The sequence below is a fragment of the Roseibaca calidilacus genome (genome assembly GCF_001517585.1).
In the GTDB taxonomy this organism is placed as follows: Bacteria; Pseudomonadota; Alphaproteobacteria; order Rhodobacterales; family Rhodobacteraceae; genus Roseinatronobacter; species Roseinatronobacter calidilacus.
This window is the reverse complement of sequence record NZ_FBYC01000001.1, coordinates 172,345-193,131: the sequence shown is the minus strand read 5'-3', so window position 1 is coordinate 193,131 and position 20,787 is coordinate 172,345. Positions and strand designations below refer to the sequence as shown.

At 64.2% G+C, this 20,787-nt stretch carries 16 protein-coding genes, 1 tRNA gene and 1 other annotated feature; of the genes, 9 read left to right on the top strand and 8 right to left on the bottom strand.

Going from position 1 to position 20,787, the window contains the following annotated elements:
• The first annotated feature begins 3 nt into the window (after positions 1–3).
• From AWT76_RS00740 to AWT76_RS00715, 6 genes are all read left to right on the top strand, one after another.
• Positions 4–1,665, top strand: a complete 1,662-nt coding sequence (locus AWT76_RS00740; protein WP_072244270.1) for a nitrite/sulfite reductase — start codon at positions 4–6, stop codon at positions 1,663–1,665.
• Complete coding sequence (locus AWT76_RS00735) at positions 1,643–2,368, top strand: phosphoadenylyl-sulfate reductase (protein ID WP_072244269.1); 726 nt, start codon at positions 1,643–1,645, stop codon at positions 2,366–2,368. The genes AWT76_RS00740 and AWT76_RS00735 overlap by 23 nt, the downstream gene beginning before the upstream one ends.
• A complete protein-coding gene (locus tag AWT76_RS00730) occupies positions 2,365–2,757 on the top strand; it encodes a DUF934 domain-containing protein (RefSeq protein ID WP_072244268.1) in 393 nt (130 codons plus the stop codon). Before AWT76_RS00735 ends, AWT76_RS00730 begins: the two co-directional genes overlap by 4 nt.
• A gap of 115 nt (positions 2,758–2,872) precedes the next feature.
• Positions 2,873–2,929, top strand: a sequence feature (sul1 is cis-regulatory element that is thought to sense ions involved in sulfur or methionine metabolism; They are found in Alphaproteobacteria).
• A 45-nt stretch (positions 2,930–2,974) separates the two neighbouring features.
• Entirely contained in the window at positions 2,975–4,465 is a 1,491-nt protein-coding gene (locus AWT76_RS00725; protein ID WP_072244666.1) for a SulP family inorganic anion transporter, read from the top strand.
• Between the two features lie 11 nt (positions 4,466–4,476).
• The gene (locus AWT76_RS00720) at positions 4,477–5,331 is read left to right on the top strand and encodes a universal stress protein (RefSeq protein WP_072244267.1); all 855 of its coding nucleotides are present in this window, start codon (positions 4,477–4,479) and stop codon (positions 5,329–5,331) included.
• A 91-nt stretch (positions 5,332–5,422) separates the two neighbouring features.
• Positions 5,423–6,655, top strand: coding sequence for an MFS transporter (locus tag AWT76_RS00715; protein ID WP_072244266.1), 1,233 nt, complete (start codon positions 5,423–5,425; stop codon positions 6,653–6,655).
• On the opposite strand, the gene AWT76_RS00710 is transcribed toward AWT76_RS00715, so the two are convergent.
• Genes AWT76_RS00710 through AWT76_RS00700 form a run of 3 tightly spaced genes read right to left on the bottom strand, consistent with a single transcriptional unit; the run spans position 6,635 to position 11,299 of the window.
• Positions 6,635–7,303: a class I SAM-dependent methyltransferase gene (locus AWT76_RS00710; RefSeq protein WP_082700040.1), complete on the bottom strand. Its 669-nt coding sequence runs from the start codon at positions 7,301–7,303 to the stop codon at positions 6,635–6,637. The two genes, AWT76_RS00715 and AWT76_RS00710, sit on opposite strands and share 21 nt — an antisense overlap.
• A gap of 54 nt (positions 7,304–7,357) precedes the next feature.
• Complete coding sequence (locus AWT76_RS00705; protein WP_072244265.1) at positions 7,358–9,736, bottom strand: YbcC family protein; 2,379 nt, start codon at positions 9,734–9,736, stop codon at positions 7,358–7,360.
• Positions 9,737–9,748: 12 nt separating this feature from the next.
• Entirely contained in the window at positions 9,749–11,299 is a 1,551-nt protein-coding gene (locus tag AWT76_RS00700; RefSeq protein WP_072244264.1) for a proton-conducting transporter transmembrane domain-containing protein, read from the bottom strand.
• Positions 11,300–11,398: 99 nt separating this feature from the next.
• On the opposite strand from AWT76_RS00700, the gene AWT76_RS00695 reads away from it, so the two are divergent.
• Complete coding sequence (locus AWT76_RS00695; RefSeq protein WP_072244263.1) at positions 11,399–12,265, top strand: LysR family transcriptional regulator; 867 nt, start codon at positions 11,399–11,401, stop codon at positions 12,263–12,265.
• Positions 12,266–12,310: 45 nt separating this feature from the next.
• Positions 12,311–12,386 (top strand) — tRNA-Val (locus AWT76_RS00690).
• A 1-nt stretch (position 12,387) separates the two neighbouring features.
• Here the strand turns inward: AWT76_RS00690 and AWT76_RS00685 are convergent.
• The 3 genes from AWT76_RS00685 to cbiB are packed head-to-tail and all read right to left on the bottom strand — an operon-like array spanning position 12,388 to position 15,003.
• Positions 12,388–13,095, bottom strand: coding sequence for a DUF599 domain-containing protein (locus tag AWT76_RS00685; RefSeq protein ID WP_072244262.1), 708 nt, complete (start codon positions 13,093–13,095; stop codon positions 12,388–12,390).
• Entirely contained in the window at positions 13,092–14,066 is a 975-nt protein-coding gene (gene cobD, locus AWT76_RS00680) for a threonine-phosphate decarboxylase CobD (RefSeq protein ID WP_072244261.1), read from the bottom strand. Before cobD ends, AWT76_RS00685 begins: the two co-directional genes overlap by 4 nt.
• Positions 14,059–15,003, bottom strand: coding sequence for an adenosylcobinamide-phosphate synthase CbiB (gene cbiB, locus AWT76_RS00675; protein ID WP_072244260.1), 945 nt, complete (start codon positions 15,001–15,003; stop codon positions 14,059–14,061). The genes cobD and cbiB overlap by 8 nt, the downstream gene beginning before the upstream one ends.
• Before the next feature lie 158 nt (positions 15,004–15,161).
• Here cbiB and AWT76_RS00670 point away from each other — a divergent pair, with 158 nt between their 5' ends.
• Positions 15,162–17,531: a trimethylamine N-oxide demethylase gene (locus AWT76_RS00670; RefSeq protein ID WP_072244259.1), complete on the top strand. Its 2,370-nt coding sequence runs from the start codon at positions 15,162–15,164 to the stop codon at positions 17,529–17,531.
• Positions 17,532–17,639: 108 nt separating this feature from the next.
• Here AWT76_RS00670 and infB read toward each other — a convergent pair whose 3' ends face one another.
• Positions 17,640–20,156 carry a translation initiation factor IF-2 gene (infB, locus tag AWT76_RS00665; protein ID WP_072244258.1) on the bottom strand — a complete coding sequence of 839 codons (2,517 nt, stop codon included), beginning with the start codon at positions 20,154–20,156 and terminating at the stop codon, positions 17,640–17,642.
• The gene (locus AWT76_RS00660) at positions 20,153–20,785 is read right to left on the bottom strand and encodes an RNA-binding protein (protein ID WP_072244257.1); all 633 of its coding nucleotides are present in this window, start codon (positions 20,783–20,785) and stop codon (positions 20,153–20,155) included. The genes infB and AWT76_RS00660 overlap by 4 nt, the downstream gene beginning before the upstream one ends.
• Between the last annotated feature and the right edge of the window lie 2 nt (positions 20,786–20,787).

The window sequence follows — 20,787 nt, the reverse complement described above, 5'->3', positions numbered from 1 at the left end:
AAGATGTATCGCTATACCGAATTCGACCACGATTTCCTGAAAACCCGCAACGCGCAGTTTCGCGCGCAAGTGGAACGCCGCCTCTCGGGTGCGCTGACCGAAGACGAATTCAAACCGCTGCGCCTGATGAACGGACTGTATCTGCAACTGCATGCCTATATGCTGCGCGTGGCCATTCCTTATGGCACGCTGTCGGCAGTGCAGATGCGCAAGCTGGCCGATGTGGCCGACCGCTGGGACAAGGGCTATGGCCATTTCACAACGCGCCAGAACATTCAGTTCAACTGGCCGCGCCTGCGCGACGTGCCCGATATGCTGGATGCGCTGGCCACGGTAGGGCTGCACGCGATCCAGACCTCTGGCAATTGCGTGCGCAACGTAACGGCGGATCACTTCGCGGGTGCCGCGGCCGATGAAATCGCAGACCCCCGCCCCGTGGCGGAATTGCTACGCCAATGGTCCACCGACCACCCGGAGTTTCAGTTCCTGCCGCGCAAGTTCAAGATTGCGATCACCGGCAGCCCGCGCGACCGCGCGGCAACGCGTGCGCATGACATCGGGCTGCGCATGGTCATGTGCGACGGCGCGCCGGGGTTCGAGGTCAGCGTGGGCGGCGGTCTGGGCCGCACGCCCATCATCGGACAGGTGCTGACGCCGTTTCTGCCACAGGCCGACCTGCTGCCCTATGTCGAAGCGATCCTGAGCGCCTATAACAGCTACGGGCGGCGCGATAACAAATATAAAGCGCGTATCAAGATCATGGTGCAAGAACTGGGCGTGGAAGAGGTTCGCGCCCGCGTAGACCGTCGTTTTTCGGCCTTGCGGGCAGAATGGCAGGGGGCCGATCGCGCGATATTGCGCGAATTGCAGGCCGCATTCGCGCCGCCCGCCTATCGCACCGCGCCGACAGATACCTATGCCCAAGCGCGCAATGCCGACCCGGTGTTCCGCGCGTGGTCCGATACCAACCTGCACCCGCATCGCGCGCCCGGATATGCCATTGTCACCATCAGCCTGAAAGCGCATGGCGCCACACCGGGCGACGCGACAAGCGCGCAAATGCGCGCGCTGGCCGATTTGGCCGAAACCTATGGCCATGGCGAGTTGCGCATCAGCCACGAGCAGAACGTGATCCTGCCGCATGTGCATGAATCCGACCTGCCTGCGTTGCACCAGCGTTTGCGCACCGAAGGGCTGGCCACGGCGAATATCGGGCTGATCTCGGACATCATCGCCTGCCCCGGCATGGATTATTGCGCCTTGGCCACCGCGCGTTCCATCCCCGTGGCGCAGGATATTGCGCAGCATTTCGCAGCACGAGAACTGGATATCGGCGCGATGAAGATCAAGATTTCAGGCTGCATCAACGCGTGCGGGCACCATCACCTTGGCCATATCGGCATTCTGGGGTTGGACCGCGCGGGCGTGGAGAATTACCAGATCACGCTGGGCGGGGACGCCACGGAAACGGCCGCCCTTGGCCAGCGCACCGGGCCGGGCTTTGCCCATGATCAGGTCATCCCGGCGCTGGACCGGCTGGTGAATACCTATCTGGCGCTGCGTTCCGGGCCGTCTGAATCCTTCATCGACACGCTGCGCCGCCTTGGGCACGACCCGTTCAAAGCCGCGCTGTATGAAAGGGATGCCGATGTCCGCGCCGCTTGACCCAGACCTGCTGGCCTTGGGCGCGCTGCCAGCGCCGGATTTCCTTGCCCGCGCCATTGAACGGGTGGGGCGGGTTGCCATGGTGTCGTCCTTCGGGGCAGATTCGGCGGTGTTGTTGCATATGGTGGCGCAGGTGGATCGCGCGCTGCCGGTGATCTTCATCGACACGCTGGCGCTATTTCCCGAAACGCTGGCCTATCAGCGCGACCTTGCGCAGCATCTGGGCTTGACCGACATTCGCCGCGTCACGCCGGACCGCGAAGCGTTGTTCACCCGCGACCCCGACGCGCTGTTGCACCTGTCGGACCGCGAGGGCTGCTGCGCCTTGCGCAAGGCCGAACCCCTGGCGCGCGCGTTGCACGGCTTTGACGGCTGGATCACCGGGCGCAAGCGCTTTCAGGCCGATACCCGCGCCAGCCTTGCCCCGGTCGAGCGTGAGCCGGACACTGGGCGCATTCGGCTGAACCCGCTTGCAGGCTGGAGCGCGGCAGAAATCGCCGCCTATCTGGACCGGCACGCGTTGCCACGCCATCCGCTGGTTGCGCGCGGCTACCCCTCTATCGGCTGCCAACCCTGCACCAGCCCGGTGCGCACGGGCGAAGACCCGCGCGCGGGGCGTTGGCGTGGGTCGGACAAGACCGAATGCGGGATTCACTTTATCGGCGGGATCGCCCATCCGAACCGAAAGGACAATGCCGCATGAATGTTCTTGTAACAGACGCGGGCTTTGCGCCCTTGGACCAACCGGACGACCCGGCCAAAGTGCTTACGCTTGCGCCAGACACGGACCCGGACGCCCTGCCCCTGCCCGGCAAAGAGATAACCCTGATCTGCGTGACCTTCCCCGGTGTGGCCGATGGACGCGGCTTTACGCTGGCGCGCAGCTTGCGGCGCAAGGGGTATACCGGGCGGCTGCGGGCTTGCGGGCAGATCATGCCCGATCAATACGCGATGGCCCGCCGCTCTGGCTTTGACGAGGTCGAGATTGAGGCCGCCCGCGCCGCGCTTCAGCCAGAGGCGGATTGGCAGGCGCGGGCAGACTGGCAGGCCACCAGCTACCTGTCCCGGCTGCAAGCCCAGCGCGCGAGCTGACAGGCAAACAGTCAACACAAACCCTTGGCGCGCGATCCACCAGGTCGCGCGCCGCACCATTTGCAGAACCATGTTGCCCTTTGGTGTTTTTGCGGTTACGCGGCACCGCAGCGAACATGGACCCGAACGACGGTTCGGGTGGCTCTTCCGGCCGCCGATCCGCCGGATAACGACAGATCTGCGCGCAGCGCGACTGCCGATCACGGAACTTGAACATATGATTTCACTCGACGCTTACCGCGCCCAATGGCTGGGCAATATTCGCGGCGACCTGCTGGCCGGGCTGGTGGTCGCGCTGGCGCTGATACCCGAAGCGATTGCCTTTTCCATCATCGCGGGCGTGGACCCAAAGGTGGGGCTGTATGCCAGTTTCTCGATTGCCGTGTTGGTGGCAATCACGGGCGGGCGGCCGGGCATGATTTCGGCTGCCACTGCTGCCACGGCGGTGCTGATGGTCACACTGGTGAAAGAACACGGGCTGCAATACCTGCTGGCCGCGACCGTTCTGGCCGGGCTGATCCAGATCGCAGCGGGGCTTCTGAAACTCGGCTTCGTGATGCGCTATGTCTCAAAATCGGTGATGACCGGCTTTGTAAACGCGCTGGCGATCCTGATTTTCATGGCGCAATTGCCGGAACTGGACCCGCGCAACGTGACATGGCTGACCTATGTGCTGGTGGCGCTAGGGCTGGCCATCATCTACCTGTTCCCGCTGCTGACCAAGGCCATCCCCTCCCCGCTTGTGACCATCGTGGTGCTAACCGCGCTGGCCCTTGCACTGGGACTGGATGTGCGCACCGTGGGCGATATGGGCGCATTGCCCGACACCCTGCCGGTGTTCCTGATCCCCGATATTCCGCTTACGCTGGATACGCTGCTTATTATCCTGCCCTATTCCATTGCGGTGGCCGTGGTCGGGTTGCTCGAAAGCCTGATGACCCAAAACATTGTCGATGACCTGACCGGCACCAAGTCGGACCGCAATCAGGAATGCATCGGTCAGGGCATAGCCAATACCGCGACCGGGTTTATCGGCGGCATGGCGGGCTGCGCGATGATCGGGCAGTCTATCATCAACGTCAAATCCGGCGGGCGGGGGCGGCTGTCCTGCTTTGCGGCAGGCGTGTTCCTGCTCTTCATGGTCGTGGTGCTGGGCGATCTGGTCAGCATCATCCCCATGGCGGCACTGGTCGCGATCATGATCATGGTATCCATCGGGACGTTCTCGTGGTCGTCCATCGGCAACCTGAAAACGCATCCGCGGTCATCCTCTATTGTCATGGTGGCGACGGTGGTGACGGTGGTTTACACGCATAACCTTGCCATTGGCGTGCTGGTGGGTGTGTTGTTGTCGGGTATCTTCTTTGCGGGCAAGATTGCGCAGCTTTTCAGTGTGCGGTCGGAAACCAGCCGCGATGGGCGCGAACGCACCTACCATATCGAAGGGCAGTTGTTCTACGGTTCGGTCGAGGATTTCATGAACGCGTTTGACTTCAAGGAAGCCCCAGAACGGGTGGTGATTGATGTCAGCCGCGCGCATATCTGGGACATTTCATCGGTGCAGGCGCTGGACATGGCCATTCTGAAATTCCGCCGTGATGGCGCAGAGGTCGAGGTGGTGGGCATGAACAAGGCCACCGAAACACTGGTGGACAAGCTGGCCATTCATGACAAGCCGGGTGCCATGGGCACGTTGATGGACCATTGAAAGGACCGACCATGACACAGAAGATCATCGCATTGGTCGATGGCTCGATCTATTCCGAAAGCGTCTGCCACCATGCCGCATGGATCGCCAAGGCCACGGGCGCGCCAGTGGGACTGATCCATGTTCTGGGCCGCCGCGACGTGTCAGAGGCGCGCGACCTGTCTGGCGCGATCCGGCTGGGCGCGCGCAGCGCCCTGATGGCGGAACTGGCCGATCTGGACGCGCAGCGTGCCAAGCTGATGAACCATCAGGGCCGCGCCATTCTGGACGATGCGCGCGCCCTTGTAGAGCAAGCCGGGGCGCAAGACGTGACCACCCGCCTGCGCCATGGCGACGTGGTCGAGGCGATTTCCGAAATCGAAGCTGACGCGCGCGTTATCATGGTCGGCAAACGCGGCGAGGCCGCCGATTTCGCCAAGGGGCATCTGGGATCGAACCTTGAGCGCATCGTGCGCACGGCGACCAAGCCCGTCTTTGTCGCCTCTCGCGCGTTCCGGCCGATTACGTCGGTGCTGGTGGCCTATGATGGCGGGCGCGCGGCCATGAAAGCGGTGGACCATATCGCGCGCAGCCCCCTGTTTACCGGGTTGGCCGTAACCGTTGTGACCGTCGGTGCCGAAACCGCAGAGGTCACAAAAGGGCTGGCCGATGCGCAGGCCCTGCTGAAAGCTGCGGGGATTGCCGTTGAAACCCGCGTCATCCCCGGCCAGCCGGAAACCGATCTGGGCAAGCTGGTAGAGGCCGAGGGCTTCGGCATGGTCGTCATGGGTGCTTACGGGCATTCGCGCATCCGCAGCCTTGTCATCGGGTCAAGCACGACGGAAATGGTGCGTAGTTGCAAAGTGCCGGTTGTGCTAATGCGCTAGGCCGCTTGCGCCCGGCACAGGGGTATGACACATGTTAAGCATTATTCCTTTTGCCCGGACATCTTGACCTGTCCGGCAGTCAGGCCCCGCCATGCAAAACGCCTTGCAGTTTTTGAAGACCAACCTGCGCTGGTTGGGCGTGGGGTTCTTGCTGACCTTCGCCTCTGCCTTTGGGCAGACGTGGTTCATCTCGCTCTTCGCGGGCGACATAAAGGCCGTGCATGGCCTAAGCGACGGCGCTTGGGGCAGCCTGTATACCGTGGCCACGCTGGCCTCTGCCGCGCTGATGTTCTGGCGCGGCTCGCTGGCCGACATCGTGCCACTATCCCGGCTAGCCCCGGCAATGACGCTGGTTTTCGCGCTGGCGGCGGTGCTGATGGCGACCGCGCAATCAGTCTGGCTGCTGGGTCTGACATTGTTCCTGCTGCGCTTTTGCGGTCAGGGCATGCTCATCCATATGGCGATGACGGCTATGGGCCGCTGGTTTGAGGCCACGCGCGGGCGCGCTGTGGCTTTCGCCAATCTGGGCCACCCGGCAAGCGAGGTGGTCATTCCGCTGCTTACGGTGCTGCTGATCGCCAGCATCGGCTGGCGCACGACATGGCTTGGCGTCGCGCTGGTGCTGGCGCTGGTCGTCGCGCCTGTGCTGTGGACCAGCCTGCGCCATGAACGCACCCCCCAAGGGATGGCCCATTCCGACAGCATGACCGGCCTTGGCGCACGGCACTGGAACCGGACCGACGCGCTGCGGCACTGGTTTTTCCCCGCGCTGGTGCCGGTGCTGCTGACACCGGGCTTTATCGGGACCGTGGTGTTCTTTCACCAAGTTCATATCGCAGAGGTCAAAGGCTGGACACTGGCGCAGATGGCGCCGGGCTATTCAGCTTTTGCATCGCTCACTGTGGCCGCGTCATTCCTCAGCGGATGGGCGGCGGACCGGTTCGGGCCACACCGGCTATTACCGCTGCTGCTGGTGCCGATGGGCGTCGGCGTGGCGCTGATCGGCCCGGCGGAGAACGTGGTCATGTGGTATGTGGCCTTGGCCATTGTCGGCCTTACCCAAGGCATGGCCAGCACGCTTTGGGGCGGGTTGTTCCCGGCGGTCTATGGCACACGGCATCTGGGCGCGATCCGGTCCTTGGGGACCACGATCATCGTGTTGTCAACCGCGATCGGGCCGGGCATTACCGGCATGCTGATCGATGCGGGCATCGACTTTCCGGCGCAAACACTGGCCATGGGCCTGTGGTGCCTGACGCTCGCGGCAGGCAGCATCTGGATGGCCCGGCGGCTGAACAGCGAATTAGCCCAAGGGGCGCTGTAAAAGCGCGACATCCTTGACAGGTATCTCGCAGCGCCAACCCCAAGTTTGGGCCAGATAGCGGAAGGTTGCGTCGCGGTAGAACACAACATGTGTCGGGTCCGCCCGATACTGCCAGCCCGCAAAGCGCGCGTCATCGGTCTGAAAGCTGGTCATCGCTGCCAGCCAACCACCGGGGCGCACCAAGCCGCGCAGCCGGGCAAATTCGGCGGCGGGGTGGTGGAAATGCTCAGCCACTTCGGTGCAGGTAATAAAATCGTAGACCTGCGCCAAGGGGGCCGGATCGGGCGCGAAAAACGGATCGTATAGCGCCACTTCATGCCCGGCCTCTGACAGCATTGCGGCCAGCGCGGGGCCGGGACCGCAGCCATAATCCAGCCCATGGGCACCGGGCGCCAGACGGGCCAATAGCGGCGCGGCCAGTTTCGATAAGAACCGCCGGTAGCCCGCATCATCAATGGCGTTTTCATGCGTCAGATACTGCGCGCGCTCTTCAGCCGGGGCAATGAAATGCGCAGGGTCCAGAAACCGCGCCTGACAGGTCGGGCACCGATGGTAGTGCCGCGCTGCAATGGTCAGGAAAGGCACTGCCGCGCCAAGGCATACGGGGCAGACCAGATCGGCCTGCCCCGGTGTCGTTTCATCATCCATTGCCGCCCCCTTGCTTGCCTTTGCCGTAGCGCGGCACGCGGCGCGCGGCAAGGCTCAGGCGGCCTTGGCCTGTGCGGCAATGCTGTCCCAGACCCGTCCGGGCCGATAGCGGCCTGCTACTTTGCCGCCCTCCAGCGCGAACAGGTGCAGCCAGCCATTGTCGAACAGCGCCTGCACATCGGGGTGCTTTTGCAAGATGTCCGACATCGCCTGCATCGGTGCTTCAATCATCACCGACAGGCGCAACGGGTCATGCGCCAGCGCGTCACCGTCATGGATGCTCTGCCATGGCAGACCGGGGCGCAATACCCCGCCATTGCCCTGCACCACGCCGATGCCCCCCACCACATTGTGGATCAGCTTGTTGCCGCCGCCAAAGGCATGGGGGGCCACGCTAGAGCCATAGTATTGCAAGCTGATCCAGCTTGCGACCACGACGGGCGCGGTCAGGATCAACTCCAGCGTGGCAAAGCCTGCATCATCCTGCCAGTCGTAGCTGTGCAGAAAGGCCCGGCCTTGCAGGTCCGCCTTGCGGGTCACACCGCGCGGGGCCGCGATAAACGCGGCGCAGCCTGCCAGCCCCCATTCGGGCCGAAGCTCTGCCCAGTTGGCGGCGCGCGCGGTCACGCTTTGCGCGGTCGCCCCCGGCAAGCGCATGGCACGTTCGACCCGCGCCTGCGCGCCTGCGGCCTTCAGCCAGCGGCGGGTTTGCGCCAACCGGTCCTTGTGCGTGGCCGCCGGGCAATCGTCGTAAAGCGTGATCTCGTCTGTTGTTGTATCATGCAGCCCGGCCACGAACAGCACGTCATCGGCCACGGTAATGCCATGCGCAGGCAGCCCGGCGCGCGTTTCGGGGTCATTCAGCAGAATGGCCAGCATCCGCGCCGAGATTTCGCCCGTCTGCCCCGCGCAGGCCCCGCAATGATAGGCACTTTCATGCGGGTTGTTGGTGACGCTTGCGCCATGGCCCAGCAGCAGCACCAAAGGCGCATGGCCCTTGGTCATGCTCATTGCGGTCAGCACCTTGGCGCCGATATCGGCCTTCTGCTCGGGCGTCAGCCCGCCCTCGATCTGCGGGGCCGGGGATTTGTCACGCTGCACCCCGTCCAACCCCAAGGCCCCCTTGACCAGCTTCCAGCCATAGAGCGGCCCTGCGGATTCGACGAAAGCGAAGGACGACACCGCCGCCTGCCGGAACCGGCCCCAGGCACGGGTGGCACGAGCCGCGATCCGCGCGTCTTGCTCTGCCTTGGGGGCCGCATGGCTGCACGCGGTCAGCGCGGGGTTCAGCAGCACCGGCAGGTGAATATCCGTCTGGTCCGCGCCATGGGGCCGGTGCGCCAAGGGCAGGCCAAAGAACCCAGCAAAGCCGATTGTTTCGATGGCGGCATCCTGTGCTTCAAACGCGCGGCGGAACACTTCGGACCGCACGTCGATGCAGAAGGCGGCTTGCACCTCTGGCCGCCCATCCGTGGCCGCTATCCCGGTCATGGCGGCGGTCAGGTCGCGCTGATGCGCGCGCTCTGCCGCCTCTTGCAGGACGGCATCGACCACTTGCGCGGGGCTTGGGGCCAAGGGGGCGGCATGGGCCGCGCGGGTCTGCGCCCAGGGTTTCGCGGCTTGCGGGGCAAGCTCCAACAATGCCTCTTCCCAGACCAGCCGGATCGCCAGAAGGTCGGTGATCGTGGCATCCGAACCGCCAGCAAGCTCTGCCTGCCACAGCAGCCAGCGCGCGTGTTGCGACCAGCCGCCAATATCCATCAGCAAGCGGTGAAAGACCGATTCCGCCATATCCTCGGTCAGCCCCAGCCGGTCGGCAGCGCGCAGGATGGCGCGTTCGGGCGTATCTGGCGCGCTGGCGACATGGGCGCAAAACCCGGTCAGCCCGGCAATTTCGGGCGTCAGGTCATGCGTGGCCCATTCGCGCCAGCCCGCGAATGCAGAATGGCCGGGCGCGGGTGTCCAGAGCGCTTGGCCCCGGTCGAAATACGCCGCCGCCCAGAGCCCGAAACACCGATCAATCAACGCAGGCCAGTCGGTGCCCGTGGCATGGGCGGCCAGATGCGCGACCGTGGGCAGCGCGCGCGGCGCGGGGCTGTCGGTGGCAAGCTGGCTTTTCAGGGCGTCAAGGTTGGCGGGCTTGGTGGAATGCGGGCAGGCGCCAAGCGCCTCTGTCAGATCGTCATCGGTGATCGTGCCCTCAGCCACGGCCCGCGCATACGCAGCCCGCTCGCGGGTGATGCGAACCCCGGCCACGCGGGCCAACCGCGCGCTGGCGGTGGCCAGATCTTCGCCCAACTGCCCCATGAACGGGTTCACAGCGACCGTGGCATCCAGCGGAAACGCGGGCGGGATGTCGCGCGCGGCAGCTTCGGCGGCTTTCAGAATGCCCGAGATATGCGCTGGCGTGAACTGGTCTTGCTTGTGGAACATCTGCTCTCTCCCTTACGCTTTGGTGGTGGTCCGCAGGCCGCCGATCAAGCGGTCCAACACGGCATTCAGATACAGGCCATTGGCGATATGCACCCGCAGCCCGGCGGTGGCCGGATGATGCGCCCAGAGCGGGAACAGCGCCTGCGCGACAGCGATCAACCCGAAAGAGGCCAGCGCCAGCACGATCAGCGCCCATTCCAGCGCGCCGGGCACGGGCGGCGCGGGCAGATACGGCCCCCACAAAGCGCCCGCCACCACATGCAGCGCGAAATAGGCGACGGCGGCAGCGAGCGAGGCCAGCGCCGTGCGCTGCGTCAGCGCACGCGGGGCGGCATCTGCCAGACCTTGGGCAACCAAATAGGCCACCCCGAAGATCAGGATCGCACCCAAGGCAAGCGCCTGCGCCGATTTCGCACCCGCCACCGCGCCAAAGCCCGTGGCCACAACAGCATAGATCGCCAATGCCAACAGGAATGCGCGCGTCACGGCCCCAAGGCCGGGCACCGCAACCGGGCCGGGCCGGGTAACCCCCGCAACCGCACGAACAGCGTTGCCAGAGGCAAGGAACGCATGCGCTTTATACATGGAATGCGCCACGATATGCAGCAGCGCCAGCGCCCACAGGCCCAGACCGCATTGCAAAAGCATAAAGCCCATCTGGCTAACCGTGGACCATGCCAGCGCGGTTTTCACGGCACTTTGCGTCAGCATTACCATGGCGCCGAACAGCGCGGTGAACCCGCCCAGCATGACCAGCGCGGCCAAGGCACCGGGGCTGGCCTGCACCAGTTCCGCATTGCGGATCAGCAGGAACCCGCCCGCGTTGATGATCCCTGCATGCAGCTGGGCAGAGACCGGCGTGGGTGCCTCCATCACTTCGGTCAGCCAGCCATGCAGCGGGAAAGCCGCCGTTTTCAGGGCAGCCGCCAGAACCAGAAGCGCGGCCCCCAAATGGCCCGCAAGCGGCAAGCCGCCCTGAGCTGCAATGCCCAGCGCCACCACATCGACCGTGCCAAAAGCTTGCCACAGCGCTAGCGCGGCCAGCACCAGCGCCAGATCGCCCGCGCCCCAGACTAGGGCGAACTTGGTCGCCGCGCGCCGGGCCTCTGCCCGGTCGCTATAGAACAGCAGCAATTGCCGCAACACCACGCCAATGGCGATGAAAGATGCGATCAGCACGGCCATGCTGCCCGATTGCACCAGCACCAGCACGGCGGCAAGCGCGGTCAGCATTAGGGCGTGAAAGCGGCCCTCTTGCGCCTCGCCATCCAGATAGCTGCGCGAGTAGCGCACCACGACCCAGCCCACGAAGGCGACAAGCAAGGTCATGGTTGCGCTTGCCGCGTCCAACCGCAGCAAAAACGCGCCAGAACCGGTGGTCAGGGCCGCGCCCATGACCAGTTGCAACGCACCGAAAACAGCAAGCACCAAGGCGCCAAGCGCGGCAGCTTCGGCCAGCAATGGCACATGGGCGGGGCGGCGGCCCGGGCGGGCATAGCCAAGGATAGCAGCCGCCAGAACAAGCAGCGGGGCAAAGTGGCCCAAGGGTAGCAGGGTGGTCATGTCGTCCCTCCGGTCTGGAAATGGTGCATCGCAGATATCACTTGCCAAACTTTCAAAAAATTACATATTATTTGGGTAATCGTTCTGTTTGGTAGAACTATGCTGAACCTGCACCATTTGCGGCTGTTCCGCGCCGTGGCGACCGACGGCACGCTGACCGGGGCGGCGGGCCGGCTGAACCTGTCGCAATCCGCACTTTCCACGCAGATCAAGGCGCTGGAAGCCGCGCTTGGCCATGACCTGTTCGAACGCCGCGGGCGTGGGCTGGTGCTGACAGAAGCCGGGCGCATTGCGCTGGAACATGCCGAAACCATCTTTCGCACCGCCGAGGATTTGTCGGCCACGCTGCGTGAACGCGGTCAGGTGCGGCGCGCGCTGCGCGTCGGCGCTTTGGCAACACTATCACGCAATTTCCAGATGCAGTTTTTGGAACCGCTGGTCGGGCGTTCGGATGTCGAGGTGATCTTGCGGTCGGGCAATCAGGCCGACCTGCTGCGCGGCCTTGATGCCATGGCCTATGATGTGGTGCTGACCAATCTTGCGCCTGCGCGCGATGCGGCCAGCCCGTGGCGCGTGCAGCGTCTGGCCTCGCAACCCGTCAGCCTGATCGGCACCCCCCTGCGCGCCGCGCGCGCGCCTTTGGCCTTGCCCGAGTTGTTGAGCTTTGCGCCGCTTGTCCTGCCTACCCCGGAAACCGCCTTGCGCGCTGCCTTTGACGGGCTGATTGACCAGCTTGGCATTACCCCCAACATCGCCGCCGAAGCCGATGACATGGCCATGCTGCGCCTACTGGCACGCGCCGATGCAGGCTTTGCCGTGCTACCGCCCATTGCGGTGAAGGACGAACTGCGCCAAGGCGTTCTGGTCGAGTTGAAACAACTTGACGGAATTGACGAAACCTTTCTGGCCATCACCCGCACCCGGCGTTTTCCAAACCCGCTGCTGACAGAGCTGCTGGCGGGATAACGCGTCTTGCACAGGGCTTGGAAAGCGTTTATCTGGCGCTTTGTCGGGTGATTAGCTCAGTTGGTAGAGCGCTTCGTTTACACCGAAGATGTCGGGAGTTCGAGTCTCTCATCACCCACCATTCACGCTGCATCGCTGTCCCGCGACAAGATGATCTCGCGAGAGGCAGAGGCGAATTCCCGGCTCCAGACGACCCAAGCCGTGACGGCTATACCCACCAGCAAAACCCATGCGCCCGCAAGCCAAGCGAGCGCACAAAGCGCGAAATACATAGAGCGCAACCCGGCATTGAAATTCAAAGCCGCGCGCGCGTTCAGGTGCCCGGCTTTCAGGGCCATGGGCAAGGTCTGCGGGTGGTCCGGGTCATTCGGCACCGCCCCCATGATGACAGAGCAATAACCGAACACCCGGTTTGACCAGACAAATTTCAAGAACGCATTGCCCAGCATGAACAGCGGCAGGAACAGCTTGACCTGAAGCACCGCGCTGACACTTTCCATATTGGTCAGGCGCGTCGCGACACCTTGAAGCGGTTCGACATTGCCGATCAAGGCCAGAAGCCCGCCCATCGCCAACAGGCAGGTCGAGGCAAAGAAAGACGTGCTCTGACGCAGGCTCATCATGATTTGCGCGTCAAAAATGCGCGGATCGCGGGCCGCCATCATCTGCATCCATTGCAGGCGGTATTCCTGCATCAGCACGGTGACCGACGGTTTCGCCGCCGATGGGTGCCCGATCCGCCAGCCCAGCCATAACCAGATGGCGAAAAACAGGGCCACCGCAGCGGCATCCAGAATGGTCAAGGTGCCTGCATCGCTTAGAAAACTCATGCTGCGCCCGTCGCAAGTATTGCCCGTTCCACCTGACCCCATCCTGTCGGCGCAGGCAAGCCCAGCCGCAGCCAATGGTCGGAATAAGGGAAAATCCGTGACCAAACATGCCCCTGCGCCAATTGTGCCTGCGCTGCTTTGGCATCGGGCGTGTGATAGGTGCGAAACAGGTCGGTCCCCCCCACCAAGGCCCAGCCGGCGCGTGCGGCCACGGCATCCAGCCTTGGCGCATCTTGCGCCAGTCGGGCGCGGGCGGCGATGTGCCAGCCGCTATCGGCCAGCGCAGCGCACCCGGCCACCAGCGCCGGGCCGCTGACCGCCCAAGGCCCCGCCATGTCGCGCAAGGCGCGCGCAGGGCCGGCACCCGCAATCGCAAAGCCCAGCCGCAGCCCCGCCAGCCCAAAGAACTTGCCGAAGGATCGCAGCAGGATCATCCGCTCCTCTGCCTCGGTCATTTGCGCGGCTAGCGAGGCTTCGGGCGTGACATCGACAAAGCTTTCATCCACGATCAGCAGGCCGACGCGGTCGCGTAGGGCCAGAAGCTGTGCCGGGGGCAGCACCCGCCCATCGGGGTTGTTGGGGTTGACGACCACGGCCAGATCGGCACCCGCCAGCGCCTCGGCGCTGTGCACCTGCTGCACCTGCCAGCCCTGCGCGGCCAAGGCCCCGGCATGTTCGTTATAGGTCGGCCCCAGCACCCGCGCTTGCCCCGGCGTGCGCAACCGGGGCACAAGCTGGATGGCGGCTTGCGCGCCCGACAGCGCCACAATCGGGGCGGTCGTGCCGTAGCAGGCTTGTGCGGTTTGCTCCAAGGCCATCAGGGTGCGGTTTTCGGGCAGACGTGTCAGCGCCGCCAGCGGCAGGGGCGGCATGGGGTAGGCAACGGGGTTTATACCCGTGGACAGGTCCAGCCAGTCCCCCACTCCATAGACCGCCTGCGCGCGTGCCAGATCGCCGCCATGGTCACGCATAAGCAATCCCCCCGGTGATGACCAACGCCGCCAGCATCAGCCCCAACATGCGCCTATACAGCACCAGCCCGCGGGTCAGGCTGGCGGGTGTGGCGTCAGCACCCGCGGCGTTCAGCCATGGCTCTGATGTAACGGTGTCGCCATATCGGCGTGGGCCGGACAGGCGCAGCCCCAGACTGGCAGCCATGGCGGCCTCTGGCCAACCGGCATTGGGCGAGCGATGCGCGCGCGCGTCGCGCCACATGACGCGCAAGGCTTGCACGGGCCGCCCGCCGACAAGCGCGAAGATCAGCCCGGTCAGCCGCGCCGGGACAAGGTTCGCCACATCGTCCAGCCGGGCGGCCACTTTGCCAAACGCCTCATACCGGTCATTGCGATGGCCGATCATCGAATCCAGCGTGTTGATGGCTTTGTACGCCATGATCCCCGGCAAACCCGCAACCACGCCCCAGAACACGGGCGCCACGATACCATCGGCGCTGTTCTCGGCCAGGCTTTCCAGCGCGGCGCGGCTGATTGCGGCCTCATCCGCCTGCGAGACATCACGACCCACGATCATCGACACCGCATGTCGCGCGGCGGGCAGGTCGCCGCCCGCCAGCGGAACTTCGACCGCGCGCACATGCTCTTGCATAGAGCGCAGGGCAACAAGGGGCCATGCCAACACCGCGCCAAGCCCAAGGCCCAGCCAGCCTTGCGGCAATAGCGCCTGTAGCACCGCGCCAAGCAGGGCAACGCCGCCAACCAGCAAAGCAACCGTCAACGCCCCGAACCCAAGCCGCACTACGGGCGTGCCCCGGTTCCAGCGCTGCTCCAACCAGCCAATCGCCCGCCCAAGCCATGTAACAGGATGGCCAATGCGCCGATAAAGCCCGTCAGGCCAACCCACCGCAAGGTCGATCAGGCAGGCCAGCAGAAGCATCATGGCAAAATTCATCAGCGATTATCCGGGTCGACACATGGTTTGCGATAATCGCAAATAGCCGGGCTGCGCAATGGCGTGCAGGCGATTCTCAGAATTGTCTTGCTTGAGGGCGTCTTTCCAAATATTCTTCATGGGAAATAAATATTCCTAGTTATCGCACGGGTGCCACCATGCCGCTTGATACCTACCCCAAGGTCATACCGGGTGCGCCCCGCCCCAGCGCTGTGCGCCTGCCGCAAGGCTTGACCTTGCCCGCCGGGGTGGAACGCTACCATGTCGAAGGTGGCGGCGCGATTCTGGTGCAGCTGCACCAAGGCGACCGGGTAAGCATTCGCAACATGGAAGGCGGGCAGGCGGCGGAGCTGCTGGCCATTTGCGCCAATGGGCAATGCGACATCGGCGCGCTGGGTGCCCCGGCCAATGCGCAGGCCGAAGGGGTGCGGGCGGTCCTGTCTTCGGGCGACACCTCGCTGCACCGCGTGCGGCGCAAGCTGGAACAGTTGGGGGCGGGCTTGGCCCATGCCCCAAGCCTGCGCTTGTTCGACGCGGCCACGAAAGCAGGGGCGTCCGAGGAATTCACCGCCACCCGCGACGCGCATCTGCTGATTGCCGCGCCGGGAGATGCCATGTCGCCCCATGGGCAAGACACGCTGACCCCGCTTGCCGTGCTGCTGACCCGCGCCAAGCTGCGCCCCCGCGCCGGGTTCGACCTGCCCGACCCGCTAGCAGACCCGCTGGCCGATATCCGCGTGCGCTCCGCCACCGCCGAAGCGTATTTCGTCAAGGCCGGGGATTTCATCCAGATTTTGGATGTGGATGGCCGCCAATGCACCGATTTTCAGTGTTTCGACGCCCGCAAGCTGGATCGCGGCCTGCAACGCCCGCTGGACGTGACCACCACGCGCACGCTGATGGGCCATGCCTACCCCATGCCGGGCCTACACGCGAAATACTACGATCAGGACATGGACCCGCTGGTCGAGGTCGTGCAGGACACCTGCGGGCGGCACGATGCTTTCGCCATGGCCTGCGCCGCGAAATACTATGACGATATCGGCTATCCCGGCCATGTGAACTGCACCGACAATTTCAACGGCGCGCTGGCCGGGTTCGGGGCCGATCCGCGCCCCGGCTGGATGGCGATAAACTTTTTCTTCAACACCGGGCTGGACGACCATGGCGTGCTGTATACGGACGAGCCTTGGTCGCGCCCCGGCGACTATGTTCTGCTACGCGCGCTGACCGATCTGGTCTGCGTCAGTTCCGCCTGCCCGGACGACACCACCGCCGCCAATGGCTGGAACCCGACCGACATTCATGTGCGCACTTATAGCGGCACGGAACCCTTCAAGCGCGCCATAGCGATCCGCGCCACCCCAGATTCGGAGCCAAAGATGACCAAGGAAACCGGCTTCCACGCCTCTTTCGCGAAATTCACCGGCAATTTCGTGGAGTATAACGGCTATTGGCTGGCCAGTTCCTTTGCCACGGCAGGCACGATTCAGGAATACTGGGCGTGCCGGCAGAAAGCCGTCATCATGGACCTGTCGCCGCTGCGCAAATTCGAGATTACCGGCCCCGATGCAGAGGCTTTGTGCCAATACATTTTCACCCGCAACGTGAAAACCATGGCCGAAGGCGCGGTTGTCTATACTGCCATGTGCTACCCGCATGGCGGTATGATCGACGATGGCACGCTGTTCCGGCTGGGGCGCGACAATTTCCGCTGGATCGGTGGCACCGATTACGGCGGCGAGTGGATTCGCGAACAGGCCGAAAAAGCGGGGCTGAACGTGCTGGTGCGGTCCTCGACCGACCAGTTGCACAATGTCGCCGTGCAAGGGCCGGAAAGCCGTGACCTGCTGCGCAAGGTGGTCTGGACTGCGCCACACCGCCCGACCTTTGACCAGTTGGACTGGTTCCGCTTCACGCCCGCGCGGCTGCACGGGGCCGATGGTGTGCCCATCGTTGTGTCGCGCACGGGCTATACCGGCGAATTAGGCTACGAGGTGATGTGCCACCCGCGCGACTGCGCCGCCGTGTTCGATGCGATCTGGGACGCCGGGCGCGACCACGGGCTGACCCCTTTAGGGCTGGATGCGCTGGACATGGTGCGGATCGAAGCCGGACTGATCTTTGCAGGCTATGATTTCAGCGACCAGACCGACCCATTCGAAGCGGGCATCGGTTTTACCGTGCCGCTGAAATCCAAAACCGAGGATTTCATCGGCCGCGACGCGCTGATCCGGCGCAAGGAACACCCTGCCCGCAAGCTGGTGGGCTTGGACATAGACAGCAATGCAGAGGTTGGCCATGGCGACTGCGTTCATATCGGGCGCGCGCAGGTGGGCGAGGTGACGTCCGCCATGCGCTCGCCGCTGCTGGGCAAGACGATCGCACTGGCGCGGGTGGATGTGGCCTGTTCCGACATCGGGACAGAGGTCGAAATCGGCAAGCTGGACGGGCACCAAAAACGGCTGCCCGCACGCATCGTGCCTTTCGCGCATTACGACCCCAAGAAAGAACGCCCCCGGTCCTGACGCCACAGGGCGGCACCCATGACTGCCCGCAAGCTTGGGACGGGGGACATTCAGCTAAGGGCATAAAAAAGGGCGCGAAATGCGCCCTTTTTCTTCGACAATCTTGCCTTAAGTCAGGCTGCGCTCGACTTCTTCACGTTCGAAGATTTCGATCACATCTTTCGGGCGGATATCGTCGTAATTTTCAAACGCCATCCCGCATTCCTGACCCGACTGCACTTCTTTGACCTCGTCCTTGAAGCGCTTGAGGGTTTTCAGCGTGCCTTCGTGGATCACCACGTTGTCGCGCAGCAGGCGCACGCCCGCAGAGCGGCGCGCCACGCCCTCGGTGACCAGACAGCCGGCCACCTTGCCAACGCCCGTGACCTTGAACACTTCGCGGATCTCGGCATAGCCGATGAAGTTTTCGCGCACTTCGGCGGACAAAAGGCCCGATGCGGCAGCCTTGATGTCGTCGACCAGATCATAAATGATCGAGTAGTAGCGCAGTTCCACGCCCTTCTGGTTGGCCGAATTCCGCGCAGAGGCATTTGCCCGCACGTTGAACCCGATGATCGGCGCGCCGGATGCTTCGGCAAGGCCCACATCTGTATCGGTAATCGCACCAACACCGTAATGCAGGACGCGCACGCGCACCTCGTCATTGCCGATCTTTTCCAAAGCCTGCACGATGGCTTCGGCCGAACCTTGCACATCGGCCTTGACCAGCACGGGCAGCTCGGCCACGTCCTTGTCTTCCTTGGCCTTGGCCATAAGCTGTTCCAGCGTGGTCGCAGCCCCGGCAGCGGCGCGCTTGTCCTTGGCCGCCTGCTGGCGGTATTCGGCGATTTCACGCGCCTGCGCTTCGGTTTCGACCACGTTCAGCACATCGCCCGCTTCGGGCGTGCCGTTCAGGCCCAGCACCTCGACCGGCACAGAGGGGCCAGCTTCCTTGACACGCGCGCCCTGATCGTTCTGAAGCGCACGCACCTTGCCCCACTGTTCGCCCACAACGAAAATATCGCCTTGGCGCAGCGTGCCGTTCTGCACCAGAACGGTCGCCACGGGGCCGCGGCCCACGTCAAGCTGCGCTTCGATCACGGCACCCATGGCGGCGCGGTCGGGGTTTGCTTGCAGTTCAAGGATTTCCGCTTGAAGCGCGATGGCTTCCAGCAGTTCGTCCAAGCCCTTGCCGGTCACCGCGGATACTTCCACATCCTGCACATCGCCCGACATGGCTTCGACCACAACCTCATGCTGCAACAGTTCCGTGCGGACCTTGTTGGCGTCTGCGGCGGGCTTGTCGCATTTGTTGATGGCCACGATCATCGGCACCTTGGCGGCGCGGGCGTGGTTGATCGCTTCGATCGTCTGCGGCATGACAGAGTCGTCAGCGGCCACAACCAGAACCACGATATCGGTCACATTGGCACCGCGCGCGCGCATGCTGGTAAAGGCCGCGTGGCCCGGCGTGTCCAAGAAGGACAGCACCGCTCCGCTTTCGGTCGTGACCTGATAGGCCCCGATATGCTGGGTAATGCCACCAGCTTCGCCAGAGACCACGTTTGTCTTGCGGATAGCATCCAGAAGCGAGGTCTTGCCGTGGTCCACATGCCCCATGATCGTGATGATCGGCGGGCGCGATTGCAGGTCTTCGGGGTTGTCCGCGACCTGTTCGATCACCTGTTCCACATCCGAGTCGGAAACACGCACCATCTTGTGGCCGAATTCCTCGATGATGAGTTCGGCCGTGTCGGCGTCGATGGACTGGTTCATGGTGGCCATGACACCCATCTTCATCAACGACTTGACCACATCTGCGGCGCGTTCGGCCATGCGGTTGGCCAGTTCCTGCACCACGATGGTTTCAGGCAGTTGCACTTCGCGCACGACCTTTTCGCGCGACTGGGTCTGGCCCATCGCCTTTTGACGGGCGCGTTCCTGCTTGCGCTTCATCGCGGCCATGGAGCGTTCCCGCCCACCACCACCGGTCAGCGCGTCGTTCAACGTCAGCTTGCCGGAGCGGCGTCCGCCATCCTCGCGCGGTTTGGACGGACGACCGCCACGGTCGTCTTCCACCCGCTTTGCAGGTTTGCGCGACTCGCCGCCAGCCGGGCGCGCGCGCTCTGACAAGGGGGCTTCGGGCACAGCGGGGGCTGCCGGTTCGGCAGGCGGCGGCGCCGCCTTGCGGGCCTTGCGTGCCTCTTCCTCTGCCTTTTCCTCTGCCTTGGCGCGGGCGTCTTCTTCTTCCTTGGCGCGCAGGGCGGCTTCGCGCTCGCGCTCTTCGCGTTCGCGGGCCTCTGCCTCTTCGCGGCGGCGCTGGCGCTCTTCCTCGCGGGCCTTTTCCTCGGCTTCGCGCGCGGCGGCTTCCTCGGTCTCGCGCGCCTTGGCGGCGGCAAGTGCCTTCAGACGGCGATCCATCTCTGCTTCAGAGATACCAGCCGGACGGCGCGACGGGTCCGATTTGGGCGTGCCGGACGGCTTTCCAGCACCCGCACCCTGCTGCGCCCCAGCCTTGGGGACCACAACGCGCTTGCGCTTTTTCTCGACCACGACCGATTTCGTGCGCCCATGGCTGAAGCTTTGCTTCACCTGACCACCTTGTCCGCCCAGTCCGAGTGTCTTTTTACCGTCTGTATCGCTCATGCGTCCGTCTTATCCTCTCCGGTGGCATATCCACCGATATCTGTGCGCAGTCCTGCCAGTCTTGCCGCTTCCTCTACAACAGGTCGCCGCAATCCGCCAGCACGAAGCGCGGCATGTATCACATGTTCACGACCAAAAGCCAAACCCAGTTCCTGGGCTGTCAGCCAGCCGATATAGGTCGCGTCACCCTCGGGCGGGCGCAATTTGGTTTTGCCGCGGGTCGATCCGTCGGCGGCCTGAATAAGCACCGCCATCTCGCCCGTCATGGCCAGTTCGCGGCATTTCTCATAACCCGCAATGGCCTGCCCACTTTTACGCGCAAGCGACAACAGGTCGATCACCCTTTGCCGCACCAGCGCGGTGACAAGCTCGGCCAACCCTTCGGGAACCATGACCTGCTGACGCGCCGCGCGGGCAAAGAGCTTCTTTTTCACCGCCAGATCCAAGGCCGCGCGATCGGCGCTGACCCAAATGCCCCGACCCGGCAGTTTGCCCGCCACGTCAGGAACGATCTGGCTATCGGGTCCGACCACGAAACGGATCAGCCCGCGCGCGGGCTGGCTTTGCCCCGTGGCGATGCAGCGCCGCTCGGGCCCGTCGCGTTCTTCTTTGCGCCCGCCGCGTGCCATGT